The following is a 12,125-nucleotide window of genomic DNA, read 5'->3' as shown; positions in this document are numbered from 1 at the left end:
AGGCAGTTCATCCGCCGGCGCCGATATCGGTGATCGTACCTCCGCAAGGATATGAATAATTCAAAAATTAGCTTGAGTTAGCGCCTGTACTTGGCGTTCTCAAATGCAATCTTGAAGTCTTCGAGGAGTTCTCGTGGGACCTTCTCCTGATCTCCATGATGGAGCTCCTGCATAAAGACATTGCTTATAGCTCCAAAAATCAGGCGAGGAGCAATCTTATCTGCAAGAGGAACAAACTCTAGGACATATCTTTTATCATCAATGGTAAGCCAGGTTCCTCTCCAGCCGCCGATAGTTCCTTCAATATCTGAAGCATGAGCCGAAGCAAAGACATTTTGATTGTTATCAAAGAGGTACACGACACCATCTGCGTCAACACCAACAAAACCGTCTGTAGCGCATTGCTCAAAACCAGAAACAATATGCGCACCACTGGTCCAGAACACCCAGTTCTTCTCGCCAGCCATAGACAGACCTTTCTAAAACATCAAAAGTTTCTTGATTAAATGGTAGTTGGAGAATACTTTTAGGGCAAGTAACTTTCGGTCAAAAAGCATAGTTTACCTGCGAACTCAACCTGCTGTTGAGTAGTTGGAAACCGTTGCGATACCTAACTCAACTGATGCGTTCTTGTTGAACGTATTGTTACGACTCATAGTGAAATCAGCGGCCCGCAAGCTATTTCAGTAATAATGAGTTGAGAAAAAAGGAGCAACTATGACTACTTCATCTGAGACCCTTGGTCGTCGTATTGCACGTCTTCGTTTAGCTAGAACTGCAACGCAGGAGCGTCTGGCAAAAGAGCTGAACGTGAGCCCGCAGGCGGTGAGCAAGTGGGAGAACGACATTAACTACCCAGATATCTCGCTGTTGCCAGATCTTGCACGCTTCCTTGGTGTGTCTGTTGACGAGCTTTTGAGTGGCGCAAGTGCTTCCGCTCAGGAGAGCGCTTCTGCCCAAGGGAACGCTGCTGCTCAGGAGAGCGCTGCTGTCAGGGAGAGCGCAGCTGAGGTTGTTTCCGTTGCAGCTGACGAGCCTGCAGAGATCGTAGAAGAGTCTACAGAGCAGGACAACCAGGGCATTGCCGCTCAGTCTTCAGGTTTTAGCTTTGGTAAGCTTTTTGGTAAGAGCATGGTCAAAGTCGAGAAGAACGACGAGGCAGACGGTAGCAAGAAGAAGGGCGTCCGCCTGGGCAACGGCTCTGCAAAGCACGGTTTGCACGTGTATGTAGTCTCCGACGATGGCGACGTTGTTGATATGTGCGTGCCTCTGAGCCTGGCAAAGTTTGTTCTGAATTCGGGAATTCAGGTCAGCGGAAGCTATCTTAATCAGGAGACTCAGGAGCAGCTCTCTAACATCAATCTTGATGCGCTTATGGACGCTGCAAAGACTGGCGAGAGTGGCACACTTGTGGATATTACATCCGCAGACGGGGACGTCGTAAAGATCTGGTTTGACTAAGTGCTAACGATTATATAGTTATTCTCGACAATTCGAAATTAAGAGTGTTTTGGCGCAGTGGAATTCTGGCTAAAATTAGACATAATAGTTAATAAAGATACCCACCCGATTCTACTTGATGTGGATTTGCGTGGGTATCTTTAGGTTTTAGCGTAGTGACACTTTGATTGGTGATGTTCGATAAAGATTGGCTTTCTCATTTAGATCCAGACGGAAAGTGCTGGTCATAACTTATTTTGTTGACATTATATTGCAGGAATGTAGAATTACATTAACAACGCGTAGCATAGTAAGCAGTGCCCTTGTTGGAGATGACTCAGGTGCAATTCCTGGCCGTTGTTTTTAGCCGCTTTAGAGCGGCTTTTTGTTTAGTGTGGATTTTGACGTAATGTCTCAACGACACGTTCTTCTCGGCTGGTAGTGGAGATTCTTACATGAAGTCTTTGATTGTGTACTATTCATATTCCGGCATCACAAGAAGGCTTGCAGAGGATATTGCGCTGATTACCGACGGTGAGTTGCTGGAGCTTAAGCCTCAAGAGCCTTATTCTTTCTCGTATAACACGGCGGTAAAAGAGGTTAGGGCGCAAATAGAAAAGGGCGTTTGTCCTGCGTTAATGCAATACGATATAGATGTTGTCGGCTTTGATACTGTTTTTATAGGATCGCCCAACTGGCTTAAAACATTTGCTCCTCCGGTGCTTTCGTTCTTAAGAGCAACGGATTTGAGCGGTAAGACAATCATTCCGTTCTGCACGCATGGCGGTGGAGGATTTGGAAACATGATTGAGGAGTACCAGAGGGAGTGCGGTGCTTCTCGTGTAATGCCTGGACTGGCGGTAAAAGGCACGTATACTTTTAGCGAAGTGCGAAAGTGGCTGGATTCGATAGGGTTGAGTGATGCGAGTACTTCTAGCTGAAGATGAGAAGAGAATGGCCGCAGCTATCGTGGCTCTATAAAGCGGATGGCGTGCCCTCCCTCTATGCAGAGCGAGGCTGCGCGCCATCGGCAATTTGAAATATATCACATTTTTTCTTGGATAAAAGTACTCTACACAGACGTCTTTCTCGACAAGACGTCTTTTTTATTTATGCAGGTAGATGGCTATATAACAAAATATGCGAAAATCGCATATTTATAGGTTGACGTGCAGTTTTGTAAATATTCTAAAATCGCATATTTTAGGTTTTATCTGGGGCTATTCAGTTTCCGTATCATCATGTGCGAGCAGGGAGTTAAACAGCGCATCGATATCGGTGTAGCGCTGGGCGGTTTCTTCCTCATCGAGGATCCAAGTGCCATCTTGGTAGTAAAGAACGTCACCCTGGCATGCATTGCTTGGTAGCTCGTTGATAGAAACGGTCAACATATTGCCTGGCTGTTCATCTAGTTCAAGCACGGCAAGATTGTTGTCTTCAAATCGATCAATGATTGCTTTCATTACTTGGACCTCGATGTCGACGATGTGCCAGATTTTTCTTGTGAGGTAGGCGCTACAACGGCACCGTTTTTCTCGCTAGATATATCAATAGTTGTACCATCGCAGGTAATGGTAATGGTTCCGTTGGCGCCCGTTCCCCAAATCTCAACGGAATGTTTATGGAGGGCGTTCAGGACCGACTGCATGGGATGGCCGTAGGAGTTGTCTAAGGCGTACGAAAGGACGGCGTAGGTAGGCGAGAGCCTGCGAACTAGCTGCTCATTTGTGCCTGTTCGAGAGCCGTGATGGGAGAGCTTAAGCACGTCAATATGGCCAGGATTGGAGTCCAGGATGGCGCTTGTGGGTGCGTCTCCCGTGAAGAGGAATGTTTTGGTGCCCACGGTCAGCTTGATGATTATCGAGTAATCGTTGGTGTCGGGGAAATTTGCGTCTTTGGTCGGCCAAAGGATTTCTAGCTTGTAGGCATCGGTTTGATCGATGATGGTTCCTGCTTCGGCAAGAGTTATCTGCAGGTTATTGTTCTGGATGGCGGTCAGAAACTTTCTGTATGTTGCCGTGTTATTTGTCTTATTTGGTGCGTAAATGGCCCCGATTTGGGTACTGGAAATGACGTCCGCCATGCCGCCGATGTGATCTTCGTCGGGATGGGTGGCCACCAGGTAATCAATCTTGTTTCGACCAAGTTCTTGGAGCACCTGGGCAATTTTTGGAGCAGACCCTGTGGGACCGGCGTCGATAAGCACGGTTTTCTCGGGAAGTGCAATGAGAATGGCTTCTCCCTGGCCGACGTCAATAAACTTGATAGTTACGTTTGTGCTGGCCTGTGCGGTATCAGACGGCGCGCTGGAGCCTGATTGCGAGGACCCGCCAGGCGTTTGAACTGCGGTTTGTTGGCCCGAGGACCCCGCGGTAGATAGGGTGATTGGAAGCGGTTGCGTGAGCGCTGCGCTAAAGTAGAGCGCTACCGTCAGCGTGGCTAGTGCGATTCCAGCTTTCTGTTTTCCGGCATATCGTTTATGGGGCTTGAGCTTGCCTTTTATGAGCTTTTTGGGAGCACTGGCATCCTCGTAGATAAGGTTCAGAGCACTCTCGATAACCGGAAGCGAAAAAATTGCTGGTAGAAGGTAAGAAAGCATCGACGGCGAGGCAAGTGTTTGCGCCAGGGCAAATGCACCAACAATCAGCGCTACGTTTATAGCAAGCCTGTTAAGTCCCGATTTCCAGCCTTTAAGATAAAGCTGCGGAATACCAAAAATGCCAAATACCAGGGAAAGAATGAGCGCAAATAAGTAGTCAGACTGCTTGCCAGAGGATGTACCGGGTGATTCAGTTTTACTGTCAAATTGCTTTTGGTTGGGCATAAAACCTCTCTGGACACGTGCGTTCTGAAGAATCTTACCCTATTTGACCAGCCAGTCCAGGGCTTTCTGCATTCTTCCCTCAACGTTTTGGAAGTGATTTCCGCGGTTGAGCTCAAACGTCGAGGTTATCCCCGCGTTCTCCAGCTTGCTGGCGAGAAGTTCGGCGTTTTCTCGCACGTGCATTATTTGCGGATTGGGGGTTCGTGCTTCTCGGTCACCCAGCGAAAGATAGGCGTGTGTGAGGCCGACCGCTCCTCCGCTGAGCTGCTGGTCAACGTGGTCCAGAAGGCCTGGGAACCAGAACGACCCCGAGACAGCTCCGATACGCTGGAAGGTTGCGGCAGGGGCGCTGAGCTGCGGCGCGCCGGGCTGCGACGGCGCGCCGGGTTGCGATGACGGGCCTGGCTGCGACAGGGCGTCGTCGGGCTGGCAGTCGCGTGCGACCTGCTGCGAAACGCCGGCCCAGAGGCTGAACAGACCCGCGAGCGAATATCCCACAAGCACCTTATACGCCGGTGACTCGGTGAGTTCCGACTCCGTCCAGGGGATGACCTGGTTGATAAGGGTATCGAGCGTTTTCTGGGCGCCGTCGCCAAAGTTGGGTCCCTTGGCAAAAACGCGCGGGGCGCACCAGGGCGAGAAGTTCTCTTCCCACAGGTCAACGCCGATACACACTAGGCTGACGCCCTCAGGTACCTGAACGGGGGAGTTGTCGGCCACGTCACCCAAGAGGTAGACGATAGGAGCCCCTGCTACAGAGGACATCTGCGTGTGGACGGAAAGTCCGGAGATGATCGTTTTTCTCGCCGTGTGGTTGGCGGGGTGCGCAGCAGTGTTGGCGGGGTGTGTAGCCGTGTCGGCGATGGGATGCGTATCTGGCGTAGCGCTCATACTACTCACTCAACGTCATTTGCAGGTAGTAGACGTTTTCGCGCAGGTGAGAGGCAACCTCGCGGTCGATGACGCCCTCAAACTGCAGGCGCGAAATCTGGTCCAGCTCAATACGCAGCGCGTTTTCTGCCACGTCGTCGGCGTACTTTCGAGCATCCGCAAGTTGCTGCCTAAAGTGCGGCGATATCTTGTGTGAACTCAGATTGTAAGGTAGCTGGTAGGAGGCTTGAGTATCGCTGGAACCATGCTCCTTGTTGATATTGATGCGACTCCAAATAGACTCAATTACTGATTCATGGTCAATCATCAGGTTTGACGCGACAATAGCCATCTGCTCGTCGTCGCCGTTAGCAATACGCTCCAGGTCGTCGAGCTCAGCGTATTCCATCTCAAGCGCATACAAACAAGCCTGGTAGTAGGACTGATCTGCGTCTTCTAGGTGTCTGATACCGCCATCGATGATGCGCTGAGCAGCTAGTTTAAGCTCGTGGAGGGCAACGGCAATCCGTGAGCGGTGGTTTGTCTTTGAGGCAATGTTTGCGAAGGGTCCATAATAACCTACTGACCTGCGGATTGAAGTAATATCGTCGACAATTTGGTCCCACGGAATGGGATTTTTTGTTTTGATGTGGCGCTCGTGCAGTTGCTCAAGGCACTCCTGCTGAACCTCGGTTCCGTGAAGTACCAACTCTTTTATCAGCTTGCTTGAGTTAGGCGCCGTAAAGTGAGACGCAAATAGGCGATTGGTGTAGCGCGCAATATTCAAACGAAGTGCAGGTAAATACTTTGCATTGGCGTTTTCCGACTGCAGCAAACTCCTGAGCTCTGCAAGCGTTGCTTCCAAAACAGCAATCTCTCCCTTATGGAGACGTACGGGCAGGTCAGAGTCTGTTTCAGGGGACTTTGATAGCACGGGCAACAGATTGTCCGCCAAAAGCAATGTGGCGAGAATAACGCTGGCGGCGATGGTAATCAGCAGATCCCTTTGTGGAAATGCTGCTCCGGACTGGGTCATGAGTGGCAAGGTGAGGATAATCGACAACGTTACTGCACCTTTTGCGCCCGCAATGGTGGTGACCAGCACGTTCTTGATGAGCTCGGTCGACGTGATGGAGATGGGTTTTGGAGTGCACGTGGGTTTGGACTGCTCGTCAGTTTTCTCGCCATTCGAGTCTTCGGAGTCGCTGGCATCGTCTTTTCCGGTGCAGAGATGGCCACCTTTGTGGAGCTTGTGAGTTTCCAGCACGTAGAGCCACGCAAAGCGAACTGCGTGCATGAACAGGGTAATCACGACAATAATTCCCAGAATCTGCAGGATATTGAGGCCTCCGTTGGTGCCAGGAAGCACGGCAAGGGGGAGCTGCATTCCTAGGAAGACAAAGATGGTACCGTTGATGAGGAAGCTGATGACTTTCCACGTGGAATCAGAGACCAATTTTTGCCTTGCAAATAGCGCGTTGTTGCTCTGCCTTCGAGGGAGTGCAATCACCAATCCCGCTGCTACGACAGCTAAAACGCCAGAAACGTGGAAGGTTTCGGCAAGAAGATAGACAAGAAACGGCGTCAGTACTTCATAAAGAACGTTTGCAACGGTGTCCTCGTAACCTAACCTACCAAGCATTGCGTTGATGGCAGAGAAGGCAAAGCCAGTGACAATTCCCATTGCCACGCCGCCTACAAAAAGCACTGTGAAAGATCCCGCTGCGTCTACCAGCGAGAACGCACCCGTTACGGCCGCAGCTACGGAGAACTGGAATGCAACGACGCCGGATGCGTCGTTAATCAGGGACTCTCCCGAGAGAAGCGTCTGCTGGCGATGAGTCAGGTGGATGTTGGACTTAAGCGCGGTGACGGTGGCTGCGTCGGTTGGTCCCAGGGCTGAGGCCAGCGCAAACGCCGCAGCTAGAGGAATTGAAGGGACCATGAGGTAGAGGGCATAGCCGACCGAAAGCACGCTGACAACTACCAGAGCAATCGCCAGCGACAAAATACTGTTCAGGTTGAGGAGAAGTGCACGAATGTTGGTTTCTCTCGTCTCGTTGAACAGGAGTGGGGCAATAAAGAGCAGCATAAAGAGCTCGGATTCCAGGTGAACTTCCTGGACGCTGGGCAGCACAAGCGCAACAAGCAGGCCGATAACAACCTGGATAACGGGGATGGAGACGTTGACAAACTTGTCGATAACCGAGGAAGCCGCGACGCAGGTCAAAACAATGAGCACAAATTCGAAGGTCTCCACAGGCTTCCTTCCTGGCCGTAGGTGGCAACGACGGCGAGCGTCGAGCAGCGGGTCCGTGACGAGCGGCGGATCCACGAGGGTTCCGAGCACACGGGGCTTCTCGCCAGATAACGCTTCATTCGAGTATATACGGTTTTGCGGCTCTAGCTTGACTTAGCGCAGATAACACATGGTTTCTGCGATGGTTCGTGAGCTCTATCGACGAGGCTTGGAATTGCGAGCCTGAAAAGTGCATGAAGTCTGAGTAAATTTACTCAGACATGACGAGAAAAACCGGCAAATAGCTCAGACATGGTGCGCTTTTCCGGCAAATCATTCAGACATGGCGAGAAAATCAGGCTCCCTGGAAGGACGAACTCGGACGCGCTTTAAACTCTGCCTGAAAAGCGAGCCTGAAAAGCGAGCCTGAAAAGTGCAAAGATTCTGTATTTTGGACACAGATTCTTTGATGAAATCAGGCAAATCCACCGAATCTTTGATGCTTTTAGGCAAAATTTACAGAATCTTTGAGCAAATCCGGCGCGGAGCAAATCCGGCGCGGAGCAAATCCGGCGCGGAGCAAATCAGGCGCGGAGCAAATCCGGCACGGAGCAAATCAGGCGCGGAGCAAATCCGGCGCGGAGCAAAAATTGAGCGCCCCTAGATTACACAACTCCCAGGTAGAAGAACGTGTAGTTGAGCACGTTGATTAACGTGTACAGACCGCCAATGACCAGGTAGGGCCAGAGGTGCGCTTTGGTGATTGCGATAAACTCGCGGATAAACGCCGTGGGCCAGTACCAGCCTTTGGTGTGCGAACCGATACCATCTGCCTTAATGCCCAGGTTGTGGGCGTATTCGGCGCAACGGAAAACGTGGAAATCGCTGGTAACAACCGCGGTGGTGAAGTCGCCGTTTACGGAGGCAGTGTCGCCGCTCGGTGCACTCGCGTCTTCGGCCGCTGCTGTGGCGGGCGCGTCGTCGGCCGCTGCGGAGGTGCGGTCGGCGCGGATTACAGCTAGCGAGTATCTAAGATTTTCCCAGGTAGTTGTCGACTTGTCTTCCATAAGGATTGCCTCGGCTGGAACACCCTTCTCCAGAAGATAATCGCGCATGGCCTGAGCTTCGGAGACCACCTCATCAGCACCTTGACCTCCAGAAACAACAAACTTTCCGTGTTGATGCTGCTTGTTCCACAGTTCAAGTGCCTTATCAATCCTGCCCGCGAGTAGCGGGGTTGGTCGCGGACCATCAAGTCCGGCACCATGAATGATGATGTAATCGTACTGACGACGGCGGGGAAGAATCCGATATATCCACGAATAAAACAGCAAGGCCACAAAAGTAAACGAGAACCATAAGCCTTCAAGTGTAAAAAGCCCCAGCAAAAAGACAACAACATGGCGAGTATCTGGGTCAAAATAATTTACGATAGACGGAGACGCAAGCAGTAAGATAAGAAATCCAGCCATCAAAAACGGCAGCATCGACGTCAGTGAAAATCCGTTATTTTTTACCACAACTATGGTGTTGATCAGCAAGAAACCAATGGTCAGAAATGGTGTCAGCAGTACAAGAGTAACCAGAATTAGTCCAAGGATAAAGTTATTCAGCCTCAGCACCAGAAGAATTGATGACCACGCAAGAGTCGCGAACAGAAAAAGTGCATTGCGGAACTGTCGAGGTTCCTTGATAAATGAGTAAATAAACAGCACACCAGGAACAACCGCTGGAGCCAGCAGGGTGGCGTACAAGATTATGTATTGCCAATCAAAATGAGCACCAGCGTCTCTAAGTAAGTTATCAATGGACATGCAAATTCCTTTTTTGACTGCTGGTTTTTTCCACAAAGCGATTCATTGAAGAGGTTCATTTGGCGAGAAACTCATCTACCAGAATTATAACAAAGCGCCTCTGCATAGCTGCCGAGACGCCTCTTCATACTACTCGACATCGCTTGCATACAACAGAAAAGTGGACAGTTGCCCTTTTGATTCGGTGAACGGTAACCGTTCGCCGATAAGCGTTGTTTCACATCGGCCGGAGGTTTGGTTAACGGTATGTTAGCGTACACATTGTCTACGTGCGCAAATATTCGTTATTTGTAAACCGCATTTCTCGCCAGCCTAAAATTCATGAAAGTCTGCTCAACCTTTCACGGTTTCGTTCTAGATTTACGTAAAAAAGTGCTTGAAAATGTACTTCGCGAGTGTTCGTCGTTTTGTTGTGGAGAGGACCCAATTGTGGCTGCAACAAAGCAGCGAGCTTTCGCAAAAACGTTTATAAGCCTCGTCAGTGTCACGTGTATGACGTGCTCCTCCACGAGGTAGGTAGTGTTTCAACTGCAGAAACACAGATTTTAGGAGGGTTTTATGAAGGGTTATGCAATGCTCAAGATCGGCGAGTCCGGCTGGATTGAGAAGGAGACACCAAAGTGTGGTCCTCTGGACGCAATCTGCAAGCCACTTGCGGTCGCAATTTGTACTTCTGATATTCATACTCTGTGGGAGGGCGCAATCGGCGACCGTCACAACATGATTCTTGGTCATGAGTGCTCCGCAGAGGTTGTCGAGGTTGGCGAGTGCGTCAAGGACTTCAAGCCTGGCGACCGCGTCCTCGTTCCTGCAATTACTCCAGACTGGAACTCCCTTGAGGCTCAGGCTGGCTACTCCATGCACTCCGGTGGCATGCTTGCTGGCTGGAAGTTCTCCAACTTCAAGGACGGCGTCTTCTCCGAGTACTTCCACGTAAACGACGCTGACGGCAACCTCGCTCACATGCCAGAGGGCATGGATCCAGCAGACGCCTGCATCCTTTCCGACATGGTTCCAACCGGCTTCCACGCAGTTGAGCTGGCTGGCGTTGAGTTCGGCGACACCGTCCTGGTCATCGGCATTGGACCTGTCGGCCTCATGTCCGTTGCTGGTGCTGCACTCCACGGTGCTTCTCGCATCATTGCTGTTGGTACCCGTCCAGTCTGCGTTGAGGCAGCTAAGGGCTACGGCGCAACCGACTTCATCTCCTACAAGGACGGCCCAATCTGGGAGCAGGTCATGGAGCTCACCGGCGGCAAGGGCGTTGACCGCGTCTGCGTCGACGGCGGCGGTTGCGAGACCTTCGAGGATGCTGTCAAGGCACTCAAGCCTGGCGGAAAGATTGGTAACGTCAACTACCTCGGTTCCGGCGACTACGTCAACATTCCTCGCGTCGAGTGGGGCGTTGGTATGGGCCACAAGGACATCCGTGGCGGCCTTATGCCTGGCGGCCGTCTGCGCATGGAGAAGCTCTCCAGCCTGGTCACTTCCGGCCGTCTTGACCTTCACCCAGAGGTTACTCACCTCTATCACGGCTGGGATCACCTCGAGGAGGCTCTCTTCACCATGCGTGATAAGCCATCCGACCTCATCAAGCCAGTTGTTGTTATCGACTAGGTAACCAATCAGGTCGCGCTATTTAGTACGTGTGAGCTGGCGAGAAGTTCGGTTTTCTCGCCAGCTTTTTGCGCTGGTGGGCGCCAACAGAGTTTAGGAAGCGGTTGTATTCATGAAAATCCTTGTTGTATCAGGCTTTCTTGGAGCTGGTAAAACCACCTTCATTCAGGAGCTCGTGCGCCGGACTGGGCGTGATTTTGCTATCTACGAGAATGAATATGGCCAGGCAGACATCGATGCGCGCCGTCTGAGGCAGGACTCCGACCTCAAGGTTTGGGAGTCAACCGAGAATTGTATTTGCTGCTCGGGCAAGCAAGACTTTGCGACGTCGGTACTGACCATTTCAAACACCATCGACCCCGAGTATTTAATTGTTGAACCAACTGGCGTGGCTAAGCTGCAGAGCATTCTTGATAACGTGAATCAGGTAGCCTGGGAGCGCATTAGTTTGCTGGCGCCGGTTACCGTGGTTGACGCCGTTTCGTGGCAGAATCAGCGCACCGATTTTCCAGAGATTTTTGACAATCAGCTGAGCGCCGCTGCGAGCGTGGTGATTTCCAAGCTTGCTCCAGGTAGCGAGGATGCCGCCGAGCCCATTAAGCAGCTTGCGGCAGAGATGAATCCGCAGGCAGAGGTTATCGCCGAATCTTCGTATGCTGACATTCCCGACGAGTGGTGGAATGCTCTGCTGACTCGCGCGCTTGACGGCTTTGTTCTTAAAGATCCAGCTAGCGAGAAGGACGAGGGGCCTGACCTGGAGACTATGGCGCTGACTCATGCTGAGCTTCCAAGTCCAACGCACTTGATTTGGCTTTTGGACGCAGCGTCGGCTGGCGTTTTTGGAAAGCTTGCGCGTGCAAAAGGTACGTTGCCGTGCGGTAATCAGTGGGTCAAGTTTGACCTGGTAGAGCGCGCATGGGCGATTACGGGTGACGAACCTCAGGAAGAGTCCAGGTGCGTGTTTATTGGCCGCAACCTGCTGCGTCATGGACTTCGCGAGGCGTTTGTGCCGGCATTCTGGCATGAGCAGTCGGACTTGGCTGACGAGCACGATCATTCGCATTGCGACCACGAGCATGGTCACTGCGTGCATGAGCACTGCGACCACGAGCACGGGCACTGCGAGCATGAGCACGCAGGTCACGAGCACCACGCGCACGGCGAGCACCACGAGCACCACGCGCACGAGCACGACCACGAGGGACACGAGCATCACGCGCACGACCACGGCGAGCACGGCGAGCACATGCACGGCCACGGCGAGCACATGCACGGCCACGGCGAGCATGCGCATAAAACTTGCAACTAAAAAGAGCCTCTG

The 12,125-nt window shown here is 51.7% G+C and carries 11 protein-coding genes; 5 read left to right on the top strand and 6 right to left on the bottom strand.

Annotated features, from left to right (window positions below):
• Positions 1-77: 77 nt before the first annotated feature.
• Positions 78-467, bottom strand: a complete 390-nt coding sequence (locus tag HMPREF1647_RS06660) for a hypothetical protein (protein ID WP_035433282.1) — start codon at positions 465-467, stop codon at positions 78-80.
• A gap of 250 nt (positions 468-717) precedes the next feature.
• Here HMPREF1647_RS06660 and HMPREF1647_RS06655 point away from each other — a divergent pair, with 250 nt between their 5' ends.
• On the top strand, positions 718-1,461 hold the full coding sequence (locus tag HMPREF1647_RS06655; RefSeq protein WP_035433280.1) for a helix-turn-helix domain-containing protein: 744 nt from the start codon (positions 718-720) through the stop codon (positions 1,459-1,461).
• A 434-nt stretch (positions 1,462-1,895) separates the two neighbouring features.
• Positions 1,896-2,381: a flavodoxin gene (locus HMPREF1647_RS06650; RefSeq protein WP_035433277.1), complete on the top strand. Its 486-nt coding sequence runs from the start codon at positions 1,896-1,898 to the stop codon at positions 2,379-2,381.
• 279 nt (positions 2,382-2,660) lie between these two features.
• On the opposite strand, the gene HMPREF1647_RS06645 is transcribed toward HMPREF1647_RS06650, so the two are convergent.
• Genes HMPREF1647_RS06645 through HMPREF1647_RS06630 form a run of 4 tightly spaced genes read right to left on the bottom strand, consistent with a single transcriptional unit; the run spans position 2,661 to position 7,394 of the window.
• A complete protein-coding gene (locus tag HMPREF1647_RS06645; protein WP_035433275.1) occupies positions 2,661-2,903 on the bottom strand; it encodes a DUF3006 domain-containing protein in 243 nt (80 codons plus the stop codon).
• Positions 2,903-4,264, bottom strand: coding sequence for an MBL fold metallo-hydrolase (locus tag HMPREF1647_RS06640; protein ID WP_156095565.1), 1,362 nt, complete (start codon positions 4,262-4,264; stop codon positions 2,903-2,905). The genes HMPREF1647_RS06645 and HMPREF1647_RS06640 overlap by 1 nt, the downstream gene beginning before the upstream one ends.
• Before the next feature lie 39 nt (positions 4,265-4,303).
• Positions 4,304-5,155 (bottom strand): alpha/beta hydrolase-fold protein, encoded by an 852-nt coding sequence (locus HMPREF1647_RS06635; RefSeq protein WP_035433274.1) that lies wholly within the window; start codon positions 5,153-5,155, stop codon positions 4,304-4,306.
• A gap of 1 nt (position 5,156) precedes the next feature.
• Entirely contained in the window at positions 5,157-7,394 is a 2,238-nt protein-coding gene (locus HMPREF1647_RS06630; protein ID WP_035433272.1) for a cation:proton antiporter, read from the bottom strand.
• A gap of 430 nt (positions 7,395-7,824) precedes the next feature.
• On the opposite strand from HMPREF1647_RS06630, the gene HMPREF1647_RS07070 reads away from it, so the two are divergent.
• Entirely contained in the window at positions 7,825-8,037 is a 213-nt protein-coding gene (locus HMPREF1647_RS07070) for a hypothetical protein (protein ID WP_187468935.1), read from the top strand.
• 1 nt (position 8,038) lies between these two features.
• Here HMPREF1647_RS07070 and HMPREF1647_RS06625 read toward each other — a convergent pair whose 3' ends face one another.
• Positions 8,039-9,187, bottom strand: a complete 1,149-nt coding sequence (locus HMPREF1647_RS06625) for a YdcF family protein (RefSeq protein WP_052039178.1) — start codon at positions 9,185-9,187, stop codon at positions 8,039-8,041.
• Between the two features lie 558 nt (positions 9,188-9,745).
• Here HMPREF1647_RS06625 and HMPREF1647_RS06620 point away from each other — a divergent pair.
• Both HMPREF1647_RS06620 and HMPREF1647_RS06615 read left to right on the top strand, forming a co-directional pair.
• Positions 9,746-10,804 carry an NAD(P)-dependent alcohol dehydrogenase gene (locus HMPREF1647_RS06620; protein ID WP_035433270.1) on the top strand — a complete coding sequence of 353 codons (1,059 nt, stop codon included), beginning with the start codon at positions 9,746-9,748 and terminating at the stop codon, positions 10,802-10,804.
• 112 nt (positions 10,805-10,916) lie between these two features.
• Positions 10,917-12,113, top strand: coding sequence for a GTP-binding protein (locus tag HMPREF1647_RS06615; RefSeq protein ID WP_262363831.1), 1,197 nt, complete (start codon positions 10,917-10,919; stop codon positions 12,111-12,113).
• The last annotated feature ends 12 nt before the right edge of the window (positions 12,114-12,125 follow it).

The organism is Lancefieldella parvula DNF00906, from assembly GCF_000758945.1.
Classification (GTDB): domain Bacteria; phylum Actinomycetota; class Coriobacteriia; order Coriobacteriales; family Atopobiaceae; genus Lancefieldella; species Lancefieldella parvula_C.
Note: the sequence above shows the minus strand (reverse complement) of the source record. Positions and strands in the feature narration are given on the sequence as shown.